This window comes from Sporosarcina sp. USHLN248 (genome assembly GCF_037144575.1).
Classification (GTDB): domain Bacteria; phylum Bacillota; class Bacilli; order Bacillales_A; family Planococcaceae; genus Sporosarcina; species Sporosarcina contaminans.
In genome coordinates this window covers 1-19,385 of record NZ_JBBCZC010000032.1, presented here as the reverse complement: position 1 = coordinate 19,385, position 19,385 = coordinate 1, and the positions used below count along the sequence as shown (strand labels likewise).

At 42.1% G+C, this 19,385-nt stretch carries 15 protein-coding genes, 1 pseudogene and 1 riboswitch; of the genes and pseudogenes, 10 read left to right on the top strand and 6 right to left on the bottom strand.

Going from position 1 to position 19,385, the window contains the following annotated elements; all coding sequences use genetic code 11:
• Positions 1 to 23: 23 nt before the first annotated feature.
• Positions 24 to 1,067, bottom strand: coding sequence for an NlpC/P60 family protein (locus WFH04_RS13085; RefSeq protein ID WP_336824501.1), 1,044 nt, complete (start codon positions 1,065 to 1,067; stop codon positions 24 to 26).
• Positions 1,068 to 1,287: 220 nt separating this feature from the next.
• Between WFH04_RS13085 and WFH04_RS13080 the strand changes: the two genes are divergently transcribed.
• Positions 1,288 to 2,535, top strand: coding sequence for a copper amine oxidase N-terminal domain-containing protein (locus WFH04_RS13080; RefSeq protein WP_336824500.1), 1,248 nt, complete (start codon positions 1,288 to 1,290; stop codon positions 2,533 to 2,535).
• A 232-nt stretch (positions 2,536 to 2,767) separates the two neighbouring features.
• Here the strand turns inward: WFH04_RS13080 and WFH04_RS13075 are convergent, their stop codons facing one another.
• Both WFH04_RS13075 and WFH04_RS13070 read right to left on the bottom strand, forming a co-directional pair.
• Positions 2,768 to 3,256 carry a hypothetical protein gene (locus WFH04_RS13075; RefSeq protein ID WP_336824499.1) on the bottom strand — a complete coding sequence of 163 codons (489 nt, stop codon included), beginning with the start codon at positions 3,254 to 3,256 and terminating at the stop codon, positions 2,768 to 2,770.
• A 126-nt stretch (positions 3,257 to 3,382) separates the two neighbouring features.
• Entirely contained in the window at positions 3,383 to 4,255 is an 873-nt protein-coding gene (locus WFH04_RS13070; protein WP_336824498.1) for a phosphotransferase family protein, read from the bottom strand.
• A 176-nt stretch (positions 4,256 to 4,431) separates the two neighbouring features.
• On the opposite strand from WFH04_RS13070, the gene WFH04_RS13065 reads away from it, so the two are divergent.
• The 6 genes from WFH04_RS13065 (at position 4,432) to ribH (ending at position 11,383) form a co-directional block, all read left to right on the top strand.
• Entirely contained in the window at positions 4,432 to 5,487 is a 1,056-nt protein-coding gene (locus WFH04_RS13065; protein WP_336824497.1) for a glycosyltransferase, read from the top strand.
• A gap of 237 nt (positions 5,488 to 5,724) precedes the next feature.
• Positions 5,725 to 7,431 carry an exosporium glycoprotein BclB-related protein gene (locus WFH04_RS13060; RefSeq protein WP_336824496.1) on the top strand — a complete coding sequence of 569 codons (1,707 nt, stop codon included), beginning with the start codon at positions 5,725 to 5,727 and terminating at the stop codon, positions 7,429 to 7,431.
• Between the two features lie 196 nt (positions 7,432 to 7,627).
• Positions 7,628 to 7,774, top strand: a riboswitch (FMN riboswitch).
• 58 nt (positions 7,775 to 7,832) lie between these two features.
• The gene (gene ribD / locus WFH04_RS13055; RefSeq protein WP_336824495.1) at positions 7,833 to 8,936 is read left to right on the top strand and encodes a bifunctional diaminohydroxyphosphoribosylaminopyrimidine deaminase/5-amino-6-(5-phosphoribosylamino)uracil reductase RibD; all 1,104 of its coding nucleotides are present in this window, start codon (positions 7,833 to 7,835) and stop codon (positions 8,934 to 8,936) included.
• Positions 8,918 to 9,571: a riboflavin synthase gene (ribE, locus tag WFH04_RS13050; protein WP_336824494.1), complete on the top strand. Its 654-nt coding sequence runs from the start codon at positions 8,918 to 8,920 to the stop codon at positions 9,569 to 9,571. The genes ribD and ribE overlap by 19 nt, the downstream gene beginning before the upstream one ends.
• A 133-nt stretch (positions 9,572 to 9,704) precedes the next feature.
• On the top strand, positions 9,705 to 10,898 hold the full coding sequence (locus tag WFH04_RS13045; RefSeq protein WP_336824493.1) for a bifunctional 3,4-dihydroxy-2-butanone-4-phosphate synthase/GTP cyclohydrolase II: 1,194 nt from the start codon (positions 9,705 to 9,707) through the stop codon (positions 10,896 to 10,898).
• A 14-nt stretch (positions 10,899 to 10,912) separates the two neighbouring features.
• Positions 10,913 to 11,383 (top strand): 6,7-dimethyl-8-ribityllumazine synthase, encoded by a 471-nt coding sequence (gene ribH / locus WFH04_RS13040; RefSeq protein WP_336824492.1) that lies wholly within the window; start codon positions 10,913 to 10,915, stop codon positions 11,381 to 11,383.
• 159 nt (positions 11,384 to 11,542) lie between these two features.
• On the opposite strand, the gene WFH04_RS13035 is transcribed toward ribH, so the two are convergent.
• The 3 genes from WFH04_RS13035 to WFH04_RS13025 form a co-directional block, all read right to left on the bottom strand.
• Positions 11,543 to 12,253, bottom strand: a complete 711-nt coding sequence (locus WFH04_RS13035; RefSeq protein WP_336824491.1) for a DUF6060 domain-containing protein — start codon at positions 12,251 to 12,253, stop codon at positions 11,543 to 11,545.
• 94 nt (positions 12,254 to 12,347) lie between these two features.
• Positions 12,348 to 12,815, bottom strand: coding sequence for a hypothetical protein (locus WFH04_RS13030; protein ID WP_336824490.1), 468 nt, complete (start codon positions 12,813 to 12,815; stop codon positions 12,348 to 12,350).
• A gap of 900 nt (positions 12,816 to 13,715) precedes the next feature.
• Entirely contained in the window at positions 13,716 to 14,468 is a 753-nt protein-coding gene (locus WFH04_RS13025) for an IclR family transcriptional regulator (RefSeq protein WP_336824489.1), read from the bottom strand.
• A gap of 231 nt (positions 14,469 to 14,699) precedes the next feature.
• Here WFH04_RS13025 and WFH04_RS13020 point away from each other — a divergent pair, with 231 nt between their 5' ends.
• The 3 genes and pseudogenes from WFH04_RS13020 to WFH04_RS13010 all read left to right on the top strand — a co-directional run.
• On the top strand, positions 14,700 to 16,064 hold the full coding sequence (locus WFH04_RS13020; RefSeq protein WP_336824488.1) for an alanine/glycine:cation symporter family protein: 1,365 nt from the start codon (positions 14,700 to 14,702) through the stop codon (positions 16,062 to 16,064).
• A 22-nt stretch (positions 16,065 to 16,086) separates the two neighbouring features.
• Positions 16,087 to 17,772 (top strand): M20/M25/M40 family metallo-hydrolase, encoded by a 1,686-nt coding sequence (locus tag WFH04_RS13015; protein ID WP_336824487.1) that lies wholly within the window; start codon positions 16,087 to 16,089, stop codon positions 17,770 to 17,772.
• Between the two features lie 413 nt (positions 17,773 to 18,185).
• Positions 18,186 to 19,244, top strand: a pseudogene (locus tag WFH04_RS13010) (alpha-hydroxy-acid oxidizing protein); the annotation flags it as partial.
• Positions 19,245 to 19,385: the final 141 nt, after the last annotated feature.

Genomic DNA, 19,385 nt, shown 5'->3' with positions numbered 1-19,385 from the left:
ACGCAAAATCGTTTCTTCTCCTTTTACTGCAAATACCGCTTAGCTCCCGAAAACTCCGATTTATATGGTTCGACATTCACTGAAATGATTTCGATTGACCGTGAATAATTTGGGGAATGGATCATTTTTCCACCGCCAATATACATAGCAACATGGTGCACATTCCCTTTTCCTTTATTATAGGCAAAAAACAGCAAATCTCCCGGCTGCAAATCCTTCTTTCTAATAGAAATTCCAGATTGCGCTTGGGCAGTAGAGTCTCTCGGCAGTAAAATGCCATGCTGTTTGTAAATACTATATGTAAATCCCGAGCAATCAAAACCATATCCAGAAGTACCCGCCCATAAGTAGGACAGCCCTAAAAACATCTTCCCCGTCTCAAGCAAGTCTTGTTGTTCGGGCTTTGGAATGCTTTCAAAGCTCTTCGCCACTTTCACATCCGCCGTTTTCATATATTTCTCCCCATCCTTTGGAGTTTGCACGATCACCCATTGCTTCCCTTCTTTCGTAATAGGCAATATCGTATTAAAGCTTATTTCCAAAAATGGATCTTTCACTGAAGCTGTATGATATAAGTTGGTTTTCTGAACAGCGACAATCGCTATCGAACAGCCCTCATAGTTCATAGATTGCTCGGCAATATGAGATTTCGGCACCCATCCGGGATATCCTTTGCTATTTTTAGGGCTACCTTGATCTTTGACAGCAATTTTATACCAATCTCCTTTACTCTCTACTATTGTCACTTCATCACCATATAATGCTTGAGAATCGATCTTGCCAAGCAGCCATAGCTTTTGCTCATGGGACATGTCTTTTTTCCATTTCAAAATATTTACTGGATCAGTCGTTGATGGACCGTCCACTTTCCTCAGTTTATTGGGCTCTGACCAAAGCGTTGTCACCGCAACGTTGACAAAATACTTTTTATTGAGTGCCATTTGGTAACACGTATTTTCTTCATCCTGACCTATCTCTAATACACGTGATAATGCAGCTTTGTTCAACACGCTGTTTGAAAAAAATAATATAAAACAAAGGAATAATACCCTTATACTCTTTTTCAACTAAATCCCCCTTCCATGCACTTCAACCTGTTTGTAAATTTAGTATAATCCATTAGTAAAGACTATACCTTAGTTAGCAGATGAAATTTCATCATTCATCACATTTTTCAGTGACTAAACTCTTATTTAGATAATCAGTACTTCCTACATATTCGAAAATTACTGAAATTGGATTAAATTAGTAGCATAGGAGAACTTGATCATTGAAAGGGGTACGATGATGAGAGGTAAAAAATTTATTGTAAGCACGATGCTGCTCTTTATTCTATTTGTAGGATCTACAACGCAAGTATTTGCCGCAAGCAAAAGTTTTATGGATCAAATTCGTAATGAGTATGTCAATTTCGAAAAGAAATCCTCGGCAAATTACGAAAAGTATCATACAAAAACGGTCAACGACTATGAGAAATATAAAAATGCAGAGCAAGCTTCATTGGACCGTTTTATTAACCAAACGAAACAAGATTTAAATAAGTTGGAACAGCAACTAAAAGAAGATATCGCCAAATTGGAGGCCCAATATGCAGGTTCTAAGGAACATGCATCGAAACTGAGGGAATATAAAAGCGCAGTAAGCGCAACTTCGCTTAGCAGCCCGATGAGCAAATATGCACAGAGCATCAATCCAACTGCTCTCAGCAGCCATATGTCCAAATATAGAAGCGCTGTAAACCCAACTGCATTAAGCAGCCCAATGAACAGCTATCGGATGGCCGTCAATCAAACCGGATTAAGCAGTCCAATGAATTCGTATCGCATTGCGGTAAGCGAAACAGCCCTTAGCAGCCCAATGTCAGCTCTACGAATGGAAAGCAGCTCAACTGCTTTAAGCAGTGTTATGGCAGATTATAGACGAGGAAAATTAACGCAGAAACAAGCTAGAAAACAATGGGATTCTATTTTTGCGAAAGAACAAAAAAAGCTGCAAAACACAATTACAAAAGCGAAACAGGATATTGAGGCTACAAAAGAAAAAACCGACAATGCAATTCTTGAACAAAAATCATCAAAAATTAACGGCATTCTCCAGCAACGTGCAGAGTCATTGCAAGCAATTTCTGATTTACGTGCAACCCATTTCGGGCAAGGAATTACATTCGATGCTCTCATTCCCGATTTAGGTGTCATCAATATAATGGTAGATGGTGAGTGGATCGCTACCAAACAACCGCCTGCTATAAAAGACGGCGAAGTGATGGTTCCTGTACGTCTTGTTTTTGAAACAATCGATCCGTCAACTAAAGTAGCGAAGAAAGGCAATACAGTAACAATCAAAAAAAGCAATGACAACATCGTCTTTACATTGAATAAGAACAACTACACAATCAATAACAAAGCAAGTAATTTCAAAGTAGCGCCACAATTATTGAATGGTCAAACGATGGTTCCCCTTCAGCTTGTGAATGAAGCATTTGGCCCGATTGCAAAATACGACAGTTCCAAAAAGACCGTATTCATTTCAAAATAAGTAGATAAGCAGGAGAAGAAACTTTTAATGTGTTTCTTCTCCTGCTCTTTTATTGCCGCTACCATATATATCAGATTTACCATGCGCGTTCCAAATGGCGATGCTACTTTCAGAGGAGAAGATAGGAAAATGCATTGTCATACATATCGCTGCCACTACTAACGAACTCGACAATTTTCATCCAACGAAAAAATGCCCTGTTTTAAGAAAACGGGACATTTTCTTGGATTGGTTAGCAAAGCACAATTACTTTATGGGGTGTTGTTTGAGCAGGCATACTGCGCGTTGTGTTGCTATACACGACAACTAACTCACGATTTTCTGGTCTGCCCGAAAAGGACTGCCCGTTCTCAAGAAGAATCGGAGTACTTCGGGTCAGATTTAATTTTAATGTGCCATCGCTGCTTACTAGCTGACGGTTGAAATGATCCACTTTCACAAATTGTCCGGATTTCTCTTTCGCCATTACAATTGCACGATATTGAGGCGGGTAAATGAAAGGCGTAGGTGCATCTGCATCATAATAGCCGGTTACAATATCACCGACCTTCACCAATACATGATCAACAAAATACGTTCCCGGCTCAATGACAAAATTGACGACTGCACCTTCCCGATCTGCTACTGTAAACATTTTATAGCAGCCAGACCCAGTATTATTCATTTGTACCGAAAAATCATTCATTTCCATCACTCTACCGGTAAACGATTCAAAATTCATCCACATACCTCCTGTAAAAAACACTCGCTCTATAGACTATGCATCGACTATATTGGGTGTTCAACAGGGGTCAAAAAAATAAAGGCCGATAAAAGAATAATTGCAAAAACTTTGAGACCACTTCCCCTACCAAAAAATTTGTATTTCATCTACCGAATGATCTTTCAAAATAGAATTGCCGCTAATAAGAGCTGACACCCTTTCGACTGTGTCATTTCCAATAGGGACACCGCCATTTCTATGCAATAACAACCATCTTAAAATGGCAATTGCTTCAAAGTTTTTTATTTCCTCCATTTGAATAGGATGCTTTTCTAAATATGACATGGAGAAATTAACAGATAGTGATTCGGATAGATACAATTTGGTTAACATCCTGGACCATGCAAAATCATAACGAGAATCTCCTAATTGCCCATTCGTCCAATCTATGACTGTAAACCGATCACCTTCCTCCACAATGTTCTGAAGATGAAAGTCGCCATGGATCAAACAATCATGCCTCATTTTCACAGCGCTCATTATTGTCTTTAATATAGCTTCGAGATCCTTATGGCGATGAATGTCCGGAAAGAAATGTCTGATGAAGTCAGGTGTTGGAAACTGAAATTCCCCTTGGGCATCGATAAGGTGAATAGTAGATAATATTTTTCCGATTTCCTTCATACTGTTTTCAGTAAAAGATGTAAGCTGTGTTCCGTCAAACGAAGTTAATAGAACTTGTTGCCCTTCTTTGTTCCATCCCCATCCAAAAACTTTAGGAACTGGTATACCTCTTTCTAAAAGTGCTTTTAATAAAAAATATTGATAGCCAATATTCGGGTTAGCACTTTTATTCCAAATCTTAATCACAAACTCCTCATCACTGTTTTGCAACTTCATCACTTCAGCTTCGAATCCTTGTTCTAACGCCTCGATGGAAAGAACATTCTTTTGCAATAAATCATTTAATTTTTCCGTTCTCTCTTTCCACTCAATTCGCTGTAATATATTTCCCAAGAAATAATCCCCTTCCCCGTATAGTCAAATAATGATGTTACGATCATCTTCTCCCTTGGAGAGAAAAAACCTTTCCCTTCCTATCTTTTAATTCCCGAAATTGTATCTATGTCTACTCCCCCTTTGATATCCAGCCGTATACTATGGCGACTGTTAACGAAGGGTGTGATAAAAAATTGGAAATTAGTTTGTGCATGATCGTCCGAGACGAAGAGGATGTGCTTGAAAGATGCTTGCTCTCCGTTTGCGATGTTGTGGATGAAATTATTATTGTAGACACCGGCTCAATAGACCGGACGACAGAAATTGCTAAAAAATTCACGGATAATCTATTTCATTATGAATGGGCGGATGACTTTGCGGCTGCCCGTAATTATTCATTTTCACTTGCAACAAAAGAGTATATTATGTGGCTGGATGCGGATGACGTATTGGAAGATAAAGAGTCATTTTTAACCTTGAAGAAGCAATTGGATGGAACAATCAATAGAGTTTCCATGCCTTACCATTTGTCATTTAATGAGAACGGACAGGTTACACATAGTTTAAAAAGAAACAGGATCGTCAAAAATGACGCACGGTTCCAATGGTCAGGAAAGGTGCATGAGTTTTTAATCGTGTACGGCGAGGCATTGGAAAGCGACATACCAATATTGCATAAAAAAATAAAACCACACTCTTCTCGGAACTTAAAAATATATTTAAAAATGATAGAGTCTAAGACTCCGTTTACACATAGGGACACTTTTTATTTTGCAAATGAATTGATGTACAACGGTAGGACAGAAGAAGCAATCAAGTATTACGAGTCCTTCCTTTTAGAAAAAGGAGGCTGGATTGAAGACAATATTACTGCATGCTTACATTTATCTCATTGCTATAAAGAGCTTGACCAAGTGAGAAGACTCCATTATTTATTCCAAACCTTCGAATACGATACACCAAGGGCGGAAACCTGTTGTGAAATAGCAAGATACTTCATTGAACAATCTCAACTTCCACTCGCTATTTTCTGGCTTGAATTAATATTTTCATTAAAAAAACCTAAGACTATGGGCTTTGTGAATGAATCTTCTTGGACTTATGTGCCGCATATCGAGCTTTGCTATTGTTATGACCAATTAGGACAGCTTGACAAGTCATACGCACACCATATAAAAGCGAGAGAAATCGCTCCCGACCATCCAAGTGTGCTATTTAACGAAGAATATTTCAAAAAACGATTAGATTAGATGATAAAACATTGCTTCTAAGGAAAGGCAACCAAAGTCCGCTGCATCCTACAGCAACGGTTGCATGACCAGCGTCCTGCTGGCCTCAATACAGTATGCGAGCATTTGTCAACAAGCTGATACTATTTTATTCTCTTTCTGTGCATTTTTCCTTTATAGAACAGCAGTACAAGCAATCAAAAACTTTCCGAATAAAATAATACTGCTGCTATGAATGAATAGAGAAGGAGTGAGAATATGGTAAATAGAAACTTTCCTTGCAGGAGTTGCTTAACTCCGCATAACCCTTGCAGTCCTTGCCCTACCGGTCCACCTGGCCCACCTGGACCACCTGGACCTACCGGGGCTACTGGACCACTCGGACCTCAAGGGATACCTGGAGCTACTGGAGCCACGGGAGCACAAGGAATACAAGGTATTCAAGGAGTAACCGGACCGACTGGGCCTACCGGTGCACAAGGAATACAAGGTGAACCGGGACCTACTGGGCCGACTGGTGCACAAGGAATACAAGGTGAACCGGGACCAACTGGGCCGACTGGAGTACAAGGTATTCAAGGAGTAACTGGACCGACTGGGCCGACCGGAGCACAAGGCATTCAAGGCGAACCGGGACCAACTGGGCCTACCGGTGCACAAGGAATACAAGGTGAACCCGGGCCGATTGGACCTACTGGGGCTACCGGTGCACAAGGTATTCAAGGCGAACCGGGACCAACTGGGCCGACCGGTGCACAAGGTATACAAGGTGAACCGGGACCGACTGGGCCGACTGGTGCACAAGGTATACAAGGTGAACCGGGACCTACCGGGGCTACGGGAGCACAGGGCATTCAAGGTGAACCGGGACCGACTGGGCCTACTGGAATACAAGGTATTCAAGGAGTAACTGGACCGACTGGGCCGACCGGTGCACAAGGAATACAAGGTGAACCGGGACCGACTGGGCCGACTGGTGCACAAGGAATACAAGGTGAACCGGGACCAACTGGGCCGACTGGAGTACAAGGTATTCAAGGAGTAACTGGACCGACTGGGCCTACCGGAGCTCAAGGCATTCAAGGTGAACCGGGACCGACTGGGCCGACCGGTGCACAAGGAATACAAGGTGAACCCGGGCCGATTGGACCTACTGGGGCTACCGGTGCACAAGGTATTCAAGGTGAACCGGGACCGACTGGGCCGACTGGAGTACAAGGTATTCAAGGAGTAACTGGACCGACTGGGCCTACCGGAGCTCAAGGAATACAAGGAGTAACTGGACCGACTGGGCCTACCGGAGCTCAAGGAATACAAGGAGTAACTGGACCGACTGGGCCGACTGGTGCACAAGGTATACAAGGTGAACCGGGACCTACCGGGGCTACGGGAGCACAGGGCATTCAAGGAGAAATAGGGCCGACTGGACCTACCGGAGCAACGGCTGCAGGAACAGTGATCCCTTTTGCATCCGGGATTCCGGTATCTTTAACTACACTTGTCGGTGGAGCAGCAGGCACAGGTGGGTTAATTGGATTTGGCAATTCCGCTCCTACATTGAGTGTTTTAGGAGCAACGATCGATCTTACAGGTACAGCAGCCGGGCCTTTAACGAACTTTGCTTTTTCGATGCCTAGAGACGGAATCATCACATCGATTTCAGCGTATTTTAGCGTTACAGTAGGTTTATCATTAGCATTGGGATCCATCTCCGTCCAAGCACAATTGTATCAATCAACAACAAATAATATTTTCAGTCCAATATCAGGCGCAACCGTAACATTGACACCTTCCCTCGGAGGCTTAATATCCCTTGGTGCTATTGCGAGAGGAATTACGACTGGACTCAATATTCCCGTTACGTCTCAAACACGTTTGTTAATGGTATTTTCTATCACAGCAAGCGGACTCGCTGTAGCAACGACATTAGCTGGATATGCAAGTGCAGGCGTTGTCATCAATTGATAATGGGGATGGATTACCATTTACAAAAACTCCTTTCCCAATTAAGTTCCCTTCTTCCCAATGGAGGAAGGGTTCATCTTTTGTAATGAAAAAACAATATCTTTCATTACTGAAAAATGTAATATTGAAACGCCCGAGGTTTTTCCTGGTGGACAAACTTTCACTCTTTATGCTACGTTGATATCGGCACAATTGTACAATTCTTCGGGGCAAGGTGAAATTCCTTACCGGCGGTGATCGAGCACGAAGCTCGTCAGTCCGTGACCCGACCTTCCAAAAGAAGGCGGTGGAGCTGGTGAAACTCCAGCACCGACAGTTACAGTCTGGATGGGAGAAGTTTTTGTATCGGTTGCTGCTTATGCCTATAATCTGCCCTTTCATAATTGAAAGGGGGAAATGCGATGGACCATGATGACTATATGAAGCTTGCACTCGACCTCTCTCAAAGTGCAGAAGGACAAACATCACCGAATCCAATTGTCGGGGCTGTTTGTGTTAAGAATGGACAAATTGTAGGAACCGGCATGCATGTGAAAGCTGGGACCCCTCATGCCGAAGTGCACGCACTGCGAATGGCAGGCGAACTGGCAAAAGGCGCAGACCTCTATGTCACCTTGGAGCCGTGTGCCCATACAGGAAAAACGCCGCCATGCACAGATGCGATCATCGCGAGTGGAATCCGCCGTGTATTTGTTGCGTCCATTGATCCGAATCCTGCCGTCAGCGGCAAAGGAATCGGGCTTCTTAAAGCTGCAGGTATTGAAGTATCAACGATCCAAACTAAAGAGGCAGATTTTGTAAACAGGGCATATTTTCATTTTATTCAACAACAAAAACCGTACGTTACGTTGAAAGCCGCCGCCACACTCGATGGTCGTTTGGCTACGCAACAAGGGGATAGCAAATGGATTACGTCTGAACAAGCGCGAACAGATGTCCATTACCTCCGCCATACCCATGATGCGATTTTAGTTGGCGTACAAACCATTCTTCAAGATAATCCTTTCCTCACCACCCGTTTGCCCCATGGTGGAAAGAATCCAATTCGAATTATTTTAGATCGGCGTCTCAGAACACCGAAAACCGCAAATGTCGTTACGGATCGTGCGGCGGAAACAATATTATTTACACTCGATCGTGCTGAAGGCATCGAATCGTTTCGGGATTTCCCACTTGTTCGTGTAGAAACGATCAATGAGCATGCCAATTTTTTAGAAGAGGTGCTCAGACGTCTTGCGAAGATGGGTATTATGAAGCTTTTAGTCGAAGGCGGCAGCCACGTCCATTCAAGCTTCATAGAACAACAGCTTGCCAATGAGCTCTATGTATATATTGCTCCGAAGTTGATCGGCAACGGTCCTACCCTCTTCGAAAACGATAGCAGACCACTCATTGCACAATCAGAAAAACTACACATCTTTAATACAAAACAGATAGGCGAAGACATACGTCTGCACGCTGTTTTTGCAAAGGAGGTGCCTACTTATTGTTTACAGGAATCGTAGAAGAAACCGGCACCGTGAAAGAAGTTAAGCGTGCACGCAACTCTATGCAATTGTCCATCTATTGCAATGAAGTGCTGACGGAGACAGCAAAAGGAGACAGCATCGCGGTAAACGGCGTATGCTTGACAGTCGCCTACTTTACTGATTCCTATTTCGTCGCAGATGTCATGCCCGAAACATACTTTGCGACTGCTCTTTCAGAATTAACATTAGGAAACGAAGTGAATTTGGAACGTGCAATCGCCGCGAATGGTCGTTTCGGCGGACATTTCGTCACTGGACATGTTGACGGCACTGGCAAAATTACTGCAAAACGGCAATCTGCGAACGCGCTTTATATGGATATCCAAATCGAACAAAATTTATTGCGATTTGTAATGAACAAAGGATCCATCACTGTTGACGGTACATCATTGACAGTATTCGACGTGAAGGATGATCGATTCTCAATCTCGTTAATTCCTGTTACTCAGAAAGATTCAGTCATTGCACGAAAGCAAATGGGATCCAAAGTGAATGTCGAATGCGACATCTTAGTGAAGTATATGGAACAACTGCTTTTTAAAAAGAATCAGTATCATTCAGGAGACGGATTGACGATCGACAAGCTTGCCTCAAGTGGCTTTTTAATATGATTCTACAATGCTATAGCTTTTACAAACGATAATCCCAAAAAGCCTCCGGCGTATGTGCCGGGCTATCAAAGAACCACGATAAGATCCGGACAGTACTACGCAGAGGCGTAATGAATTGGAAGGATGAGATGATATGTATACAACCGTGGATAAAGCGATCGGTGAGTTAAAAAAAGGCAAGCCGATCATTGTCGTTGATAATGAAGACCGGGAAAATGAAGGAGATTTTATCGCACTCGCTGAATTTGCAACACCTGAAATGATTAATTTCATGGCAAGTGAAGGACGTGGCCTAATTTGTGTTCCAATCGAAGAAGAATTAGGAAAACAGCTTGGTTTGGCTCCGATGGTCGCAAATAATACGGATACGCATGGAACAGCTTTTACAGTGAGCATTGACCACGCCCATTCACATACCGGGATTTCTGCATTTGAACGATCTGAAACGATACTGAAAATGCTTGAGTCAGACGCATCCCCTTCTGACTTCAGAAGGCCTGGGCATATTTTCCCGCTGATCGCTCAACGAGGCGGTGTACTAACTCGACCTGGCCATACGGAAGCAGCTGTAGATCTTGCTATTCTATCAGGAGCCAAACGTGCAGGCGTCATTTGTGAAATTATGAATGAAGATGGAACGATGGCGCGAGGCGATCAATTAAAGGGGATCGCGAACAGATTGGGCCTTGTCATATTGACAATCGAAGAAATAATCGCCTACCGGAAAAAGAATGAGTCGTTAGTAGAACGGGTTGTCGAGACTGATATGCCTACATCATTCGGCCATTTTAAAGCGATTGCTTTCACGGAAAAATTGACTGGTCGAGAACATATTGCACTTGTAAAAGGCAATCCGGCTGAAGCGGATTCCCCTCTCGTCAGAATCCATTCCGAATGCATGACTGGAGATGTATTCGGTTCCTGTAGATGCGATTGCGGTCCGCAACTTCACGCAGCACTATCTGAAATCGAAACTGCAGGAGAAGGAATTTTGCTATATATGAGGCAAGAAGGCCGTGGCATCGGGCTTGTGAATAAATTAAAAGCCTACAAACTGCAAGAAACAGGTTTGGACACAGTGGAAGCCAACGAAGCGTTAGGATTCAAAGACGATTTACGGGAGTATTTCATTAGCGCACATATTTTGCGGGATTTACAAGTGTCTGCCATTCATTTATTGACAAACAATCCCCGAAAAATTGATGAGCTTGCCGCCTATGGCATCACCGTCACAAAACGAGTGCCTATTGAATTGCCTGCTGGCAATGAAAATCGAAAGTATATGGAAACGAAAAAAGAGAAATTAGGACATCTTTTGACGATATGAGGAGGAAAATTGACATGGCAATCACGTATGAAGGACATTTAATCGGAAGTGATTTGAAAATAGGTATCGTTGTATCACGTTTCAATGAGTTCATCACTGGAAAACTGTTGAGCGGTGCTGAAGATGCATTGCGCCGTCACGGTGTCAATGAACAAGACATCGAAACCGCATGGGTGCCCGGAGCGTTTGAAATACCGCTCGTCGCAAAACAGATGGCAGCCTCTAAAAAGTATGACGCGGTCATTACATTAGGAACGGTCATTAGAGGATCAACACCTCATTTCGATTACGTTTGCAATGAAGTATCCAAAGGGATTTCCGCCATTAATATGACAGAAGGTATTCCTGTCATATTTGGCGTACTGACGACTGATTCAATTGAACAAGCTGTCGAAAGGGCGGGCACAAAAGCAGGCAATAAAGGATGGGATGCCGGCACTTCGGCTATCGAAATGGCAAATTTAATGAAGCAATTGACAAACTGATTTAAGAACACTAAAAACGACTATCCTATTTGCAGTATCTGCTACCGTTAGCTCTTAGACAAATATAAGTACCGGTAACATAGTAATTCTCTATACTATTACAAATTAAAAAGCCTGTAAACGCTTATAATCTACGTTTACAGGCTTACTTTTAAAAAGTTATTTAGTATATACAAAAAGGTAAGTACCGTCAGCCTCGCTTCCAACTTTTTTTACTGAATAACCAATACCAGTTTTACTTGCTAATACGGTATTGCCATCCCAATTTGAATATTTCCTTAAAGTTCCGGTTGTTTTATTGTATTTTGGATCAAAAGCTATATATCCTTTATCACCTTTTTTAAGGTTAAACGCATAAGTATTAACTTGGCCAGCAGACGAAACCCAAGTATACCCAGCGCCAGCTTTAATCGCGTCTTTCTCTGCCGTAGCTGTAACATTGAAACTGTGAGATACAGTTGTATTTATCCCTTTTCCAACACTACATGTGACAGTTGTACAGTTAATATCAGCACTAACTTTTTTTCTAGCACCTGTTACTACACTTTTGGAAGAAGGACTATATCTCCAATATTCCCTATAATCCATAGGATTAATTTCTGAAGTAGTTTCAATATCCTCAACGACTTCTTCCCTTGGCTGATTATCCCGCTCCGCTAAATATTCTTCTTGTGACATAACAACAAATCCACTGTCTGTTAGTTTTAATGGAATTATCAAATCACCGGAAGCTGGATCAACGAATGCTTCGTTTCTATCCAAAACAACGTCATTTCCCAATGATGTTGCATTAGATATAGTTTCGAAAGGCATTAAAATGAGAATAACCCCAAGTATTGAAGCGGTAATAATACTGAAAAACTTACTCACTAAACCTTCCTCCCTTTTTGAAAATATTTTTATTGATTGTTACATATTTAACCTTAGAAAGAACGAGTATTGAATACTTTTTTTGACTGTTTCTTTAGTATTCTTTAATTTGGTAGTATATTTTTCTGTTTTCATCGAATTTCGGATTAACTACTTCTCCGTCTTCGTTCTTAATAATTTCGTTTTTATCTTTATAAGTGCCAAGGTTAACAATGAAGTTCTTTCCAGATATAGATTCAATCTCCCCCTCTACAGAAAGTGTTTCCGTAGGATTGGAATTTCTAATTACCAAGCTAACCTTAGACCCTGCTGGCTTCCATATATAATCATTATTTTCCAGGCTAATATTCGCAATTCTAATTGCATCGCCTTCAGCATTGGGAACAACATAAATAATAAATTTTTCCTCATTAAGTTTAAATTCATCAACAATTTCATTTTTTGTAATGCCTTCTTCTGTTAAACCAAACTCCAGAGCTTCTTCATATGTTGAAAATGTTTGATTGGATTGACAACCCGACAAAAAAGCAAACAATAACAATAGTAACAGTCCTTTTTGCATTCAATATCCCTCCCAAACTAACCTATCATAAGGAATCGAATTATTCAATAACTTCTAACTATTGATTAATCTATGTATATGAGGAAGAGAGAACCGGTATGTTTAGATTCTTTGAGAATTGCCCATGCATTTATAAAAAAACAGTAGAAGGAGAATCTATCATGAGAAAAGACGAAGCAAAGAAGTTGGCTAAACAAGGAATTGAGAATAGTAAAAAATACGGTATTCCGTTAAAACCAATAAAGAAAAAATGAAAAAAGGAACGAACCTTTTCCGAAGTTCGCTCCCGCTATCACACATCATCTAAAAAAGACAAGCTTTTTAAGATGAATCTATAAATAGTCGAGAACATGCAGCAATCCTTTTGCAAAGAGGTTGCGTTATTATTGTGTTCCCTTTTGATAGTCGTCTCAGTCTGCAGGAAATTCTTAGGCATTTTTGGAATTGCTCACAGTCTATTTATGTTAGCGTAACAAACAATTTCTTTAGCTTTGATTGAAATGAATTGCCATTTGGAAGACAACCTACGAAGTGCAAAATATAGTACAGACTGTAGACAAAGTATCTTTTCTTTGACTACAGTCCTTTTAAGGTTTGTAGTCATGAGATAAGTGTTTGCCCAGCTTGGCTTGAAAACGCTTGTCACGTGGAAGGCAGACTAAGTGCGCGACGTCCTGTCGCAACGACTGCATGACCTGCATCGTGCAGGCCCGCGTGAAGTCGAGCGAAGACCCGAATAGAATTTAGGTTCATGAGGGGACGAGCGAAGGAAAGGCAACCTAAGTCCGCTGCATCCTGCAGCAACGGTTGCATGACCAGCGTCCTGCTGGCCCCAACGCAGTATGCGAGCGTTTGTCAACAAGCTGAATATAGTAATCGAACTCTTCCTACATTCTACATTCAATGAGCATCTTCTTCATGAGTTTGTCCCATAGCAGAAGAAATTTGATCTGCCGCTGCCGTCACTTTGTCGATAAACAAATTTAGTTGGTCTTCAGTCGTTTGTGTTTCCAATGCCTCAATACTAATAGCGGCTAACACTTTTCCTTCAAAGTCGATGATCGGAGCCCCAACTGCTAGAGTCCCTTTCGTCTTTTCCCCTCTGCTAATTGCAAAACCTTTTCGTTTAATGCCTCGCAGCTGTTGCAACAGTGCAGTCCGTTCTTCATCGTCCTGAATCAATTGCTGCAGCAACGCCTCTGTTTCCCTCAACGGTGTATAGGCCAACATCGATTTATTTGCAGCTCCGATATGCATCGGTATGCGTTCTCCAATGCTATCGATAATGCGGACATTGCGTGGACTGTCGATGCGATCAATAATGATTGATGCTTCATCTTTTGGCGCATTCAAGTAAACGGTTTCTTCCACTTCTCGGGCCAGCGCTTCTAAAATCGGCTTTGCAACCTGGCGCACGTCAAGCTTCTCGTATTTTTTCAAGCCGATCTCTACCCACTTATAACCTAACTCATAATGTTTTGTATGTTGGTGCTGTGTGACAAGATCATGTGCTTCCAATGATTGCAGCAATCGATACACCGTACTGATTGGCAATCCCGTTTTCTCCGCCAGTTCGGCAACGAGCCATTTCTCCTTTTTTGAATCCGACATGGCTTCTATAATAAGCATAGCCCGATCTATCGATTGAATCATTTCGTTTCTCCTCCTGTCTCTTTATATTGTATCAGATACCGAACCTCTCCCCTACTCTCAATTATCTGATGCTTCAAAAGAAAAAGTGATTGACAGTAACTAATGTTCAGAATTAAAATGAGAAATATAGTATTTCACTATGTAGAATTTATTCCACTATACGGAATAATATTGAATGTAGTGAAAGCGCTTTCTCTATAGAAATAGAAAGTAGAAAGGTTGCGAGGGGAAATGGATGGGTTCACGAAATTTATTGCAGAAGCATCTGACTTCATTTGGGGAATACCGATCATTGCGATTTTGATCGGCGGTGGAGTCTTTTTAACAATTCGTCTTAGTTTTTTTCAATTTCGGTACTTTCCACATATTTTGAAGCAAACATTCGGAAAGATTTTTTCGAAAACTGAGGGAGATGGAACATTAACGCCCTTTCAGGCAACGACAAGCGCACTTGCGTCCACGATGGGAGCCGCAAACATTGTAGGTGTTCCGGTTGCAATTGCATTAGGAGGTCCAGGGGCAATTTTTTGGATGTGGCTCGTCGCCTTAATTGGCATCGGAACGAAATATTCGGAAGTTGTGTTGGGGATTCATTATCGGGAGAAGAATCATCAAGGCGAATATGTCGGCGGCCCGATGTATTACATTAAGAAAGGGCTTGGCTGGAAAAAGGTTGCTGTATTCCTATCTTTTGCACTAATGGTCGAGGTTGCTGCCAGTATGATGGTGCAATCCAATTCCATTGCTATGACAATGAAAGGCTCATTCGGTCTGCCGCCTGTTGTGACGGGCTTAATCGTTGCCCTCCTCGTCATTTTAATTACATACGGAGGCATCAAATCAATTGGTAAAGTTTCTGAGAGGCTGATCCCGTTCATGGTTGTCATTTATATTGTAGCTGCATTAATTGTCGTCACTGTGAATTTCAAAGAAGTGCCGAATGCATTTATGCTCATTTTTGAACATGCTTTCCGACCGATTTCTGCTGCTGGCGGTTTCGCGGGAGCTGGTGTGGCAGCTGCTATCCGTTGGGGGCTGGCAAGAGGTCTTTATTCCAATGAGGCAGGAATGGGAACTGCCCCGATCGCCCACTCTGCGGCCATAACAAATCACCCGGCAAAACAAGGGTTCTGGGGTGTGTTTGAAGTAATTGTCGATACATTAGTCGTTTGTACGATTACAGCACTTGTAGTATTGACGTCAGGCGTATGGAAAACGATTTCACCGGATAATGCGTCCATGATGGTAACAGAAGCATTTGTCCCTATTTTCGGTTCAACGATAGCTGGCATGATTGTATCTGCAACACTTTTTCTATTTGTCATTACAACCATTGTGGTTATCGTTTTTTACGGTGAAAAGCAAGCTGAATTTTTATTTGGAACGGCGGTATGCAAAGTAGTCCGTTTCATTTATATTGCGGCTATCATCGTCGGAGCAATTGGAGGGCTTCAATTCATTTGGCAATTCCTTGATTTGCTCTTAGCTGCCGTCGTCATTCCGAACGTAATTGCCGTCTTGTTCTTAAGCGGAAAAGTGAAAGAAATAACGAATGATTATTTTACAAATCTGTACCCAGTCGAACGTAAAAAATGAATCTATTAAGGAGGCAAGAGATATGTACAATCAACTGAAAACAATGAAAACGTATGAGCAGGTCGAGTTGTTGACTCGCCATTTGGTTAGTATGAACAGCATCAATGGGACAATAGGTGAGGTCAGGATTGTACAGGAGATTTACCAAATTCTCAGTTCATTCCCTTACTTTAAGCAACATCCGGACCATCTCTATCTCCAAAAGATTGAAGGGGATCCGATTGGCAGGCAAAATGTTTTTGCTTTCGTTGAAGGCGGACGCCAGTCGAATCAAACGGTTTTGTATCATTCGCATATCGATACGGTCGCCGTTGAAGACTTCGGCCCATTAAAAGAACATGCTTTTTCTCCAGACGCGATGGAAGCATTTTTCTGCGATTATGACAGTGATCCTGAAATTCAAAAAGAGGCACTTTCCGGTGAATGGATGTTCGGAAGAGGCTCGGTTGATATGAAAAGCGGGGCTGCTGTTCACATAGTAAATATCCTATATTTTTCGGAACATCGAGAACAGCTTGAAGGCAATGTGCTGCTTCTTTGCAATGGGGATGAAGAAAGTGAACACCGTGGCATGATTGGTGCTCTGTCTGAACTGAACCGGCTACAATTTGAGCATGGCTTAAAGTTTATTACCGCGATCAATACCGATTTTATTACACCATTGTATGACGGAGATCCACATCGATATATTTACACGGGTGCCGCAGGAAAAATTCTTCCTTGTTTCCATATATACGGGAAGGAAGTGCATGTCGGTGATACGCTTGCCGGCATCGATCCGAACTTTATTGCGGCAAAATTAACGGAACGAATTCATAATCGATATGCTTTGGCAGAGAAAATACCAAATGAATTAGTGCTGCCCCCAACTTGCCTGTACCAACGTGACACAAAGGAGCTATACACGGTGCAGACAGCAATTAGCAGCCATTTGTATTTTAACTTCTTCATTTATGAAAAAACACCTGAGCAAGTGTTGGAAATGATGTTGCAAGAGGCAAAAACTGTTTGCGAAGAAGCGGAAATTTATTTGCAAAAGCAATTTGAGGAATATATCGAATTCACGAACTTACCGAAGCGGAAACTGTCTTGGGACATCGAAGTGACTTCCTATGAAGATTATATTTTGTATTTAAACAAGCATGGTGTCCATGTCGAATCAATTATTCAAAAAACATTGGCGGAAAAAGGCTCTGGCGATTTGCGAGAAGTCTGTTTCTCTATCGTCAACGCACTGCAAGAAGCTGATCCCGAGAAGAAGGCACGCGTCATTCTGTTTTTCGCTCCCCCATTTTTGCCGCACAACTATTTGAAAGCTGATGATGCGAGGGACGTGAAAATTCAATCAGCTTTGGCGAAAGTGCTGAAAAAAATGGGCGAAGCGACAGGCGAGCAATTTGAAATCAAAAAATTCTTCCCGTACTTGGCAGATGGCAGTTTCCTTTCCATCCATGAGACGGATGAACAATTGGCGCCGCTTCTGAACAACTTGCCGGAATGGGACAATATTTACACGATCCCGTTCAACACGATTAAAAACCTCAACATCCCTTCCATCAATATGGGCGTATACGGTAAAGACGGCCACAAATGGACAGAGCGAGTGTATAAGCCATATTCCTTTGGCATACTTCCAGAACTAATCCGCGAAACGACAATTGATTTGTTGGAGCAAGAATCTGAAAAGCAGATGTTGGAAATGGCATGATAATAAATGTACCTCCCCCTCCTTTCATTTTTCATGGAGGGGGATTTTTTGAAGTAAAATCGAGCAATCGTAGAGCTTTATACGAAACCATCTCCATTATCTCTTTAATAAACATCTTGCTGCCAACTACATCCGCGATTTGCATAGAACTTGAATTGCTTTTTATTACTCAACATTCCGACAAGTGTTGCAATACATTTAATAAGACGACTATCATTTGAACGTGATCGACTGTTAAATGATGAGGTCTGTTCATCTCAGAATCCACTTTTCTATCAGATAACGTATAAGAAAGGGGAAAGAGAAATATCGGTAGCGAAGTGCAGTATCAAATTTATATGAACATGATCAACCCGAATCCAAATCGCCTGACCGTCCATTTTGAAGAGTAGGAAGAAGCGGCACGAAAAAAGCTACAAGACAGTCCTTTTTATTACATTGCCGGAGCAGCCGGGAGCGGAAAGGCGATGGAAAACAACCAAATCGCCTTCAACAAATGGGGCATTATTCCCCGTATGTTGCGAAATGTAGATGAGCGGAATTTGTCCATTGAACTTTACGGACAAACTTATCCGTTCCCTGTTCTGCTTGCTCCAATTGGCGTTCAGTCGATCATCCATAAGCATGGAGAGACTGCGTCCGCTAAAGCAGCTGCCAAGATGGGCATTCCTTTCATCGCCAGTTCCGCCTCCACCTTGCCAATGGAGAAAATAGCTGAAGCGACAGGTGATTCCCCGCGTTGATTTCAATTATACTGGGGCCGTGATAAAGATATTACAGTTAGCTTTTTAAAGCGTGCTGAAGCAGCAGGCTATTCAGCTATCGTTGTTACGTTAGATACAGCGATGATGGCCTGGCGAGAATACAACCTGAAAAATGCATATTTGCCTTTCCTTATCTGTGAAGGGTTGGGAAATTACTTTTCAGGCCCAGCCTTCCGTTCCAAAATAGCAACTCCTCCCGAAGAAGATCCAACAGCGGCAATTATGCAATGGACGAAAATTTTCGGGAACACGGGACTCACATGGGAGGACATCGAGTCTCTAAAAAAGCATACAAAGCTACCAATTTTTTTAAAAGGCATTATGCACCCAGACGATGCAAAATTGGCGCTTGAAAGAGAAGTCGATGGCATTATTGTATCCAATCATGGCGGCCGGCAAGTGGATGGCGCTGTTGGAGCACTCGATGTTTTGCCTCAAATTTGTGAAGTCATCGACGATCGAATCCCTGTTTTGATGGATAGCGGAATTAGACGTGGTTCAAATATTATGAAAGCAATCGCATTAGGGGCAAAAGCAGTGCTCATTGGCCGTCCAGCAATGTACGGTTTAGCAGTAGCTGGACAAGCTGGAGTTAAGGAAGTATTGCAAAACATGTTAGCAGACTTTGATTTAACGATGGGATTGGCCGGAGAAAATAACGTTCGAAACCTTCGCCCAGAAATCCTAAAAAAGACTTTACGTTTGTAATCAAATCAATCTCACCTTCTATTCGGATGCGGCTGTCCAATAAGTCCCTAAAATAGAACAGGTGGCGAAAAACGAATCGTTTTTCGCCACCTGTTCTTGTATTTTTCTCATTCAATACTGAAAGTAGCTCGCGGATGCCGG

What these genes read in the sequence shown, in the direction of transcription:
- WFH04_RS13080 (WP_336824500.1), top strand. Translation starts at nt 1,288, where the DNA reads ATGAGAGGTAAAAAATTTATTGTAAGCACGATGCTGCTCTTTATTCTA.
- WFH04_RS13075 (WP_336824499.1), bottom strand. Translation starts at nt 3,256, where the DNA reads ATGAATTTTGAATCGTTTACCGGTAGAGTGATGGAAATGAATGATTTT.
- WFH04_RS13060 (WP_336824496.1), top strand. Translation starts at nt 5,725, where the DNA reads ATGGTAAATAGAAACTTTCCTTGCAGGAGTTGCTTAACTCCGCATAAC.
- ribD (WP_336824495.1), top strand. Translation starts at nt 7,833, where the DNA reads ATGGACCATGATGACTATATGAAGCTTGCACTCGACCTCTCTCAAAGT.
- WFH04_RS13045 (WP_336824493.1), top strand. Translation starts at nt 9,705, where the DNA reads ATGTATACAACCGTGGATAAAGCGATCGGTGAGTTAAAAAAAGGCAAG.
- ribH (WP_336824492.1), top strand. Translation starts at nt 10,913, where the DNA reads ATGGCAATCACGTATGAAGGACATTTAATCGGAAGTGATTTGAAAATA.
- WFH04_RS13030 (WP_336824490.1), bottom strand. Translation starts at nt 12,815, where the DNA reads ATGCAAAAAGGACTGTTACTATTGTTATTGTTTGCTTTTTTGTCGGGT.
- WFH04_RS13025 (WP_336824489.1), bottom strand. Translation starts at nt 14,468, where the DNA reads ATGATTCAATCGATAGATCGGGCTATGCTTATTATAGAAGCCATGTCG.
- WFH04_RS13020 (WP_336824488.1), top strand. Translation starts at nt 14,700, where the DNA reads ATGGATGGGTTCACGAAATTTATTGCAGAAGCATCTGACTTCATTTGG.
- WFH04_RS13015 (WP_336824487.1), top strand. Translation starts at nt 16,087, where the DNA reads ATGTACAATCAACTGAAAACAATGAAAACGTATGAGCAGGTCGAGTTG.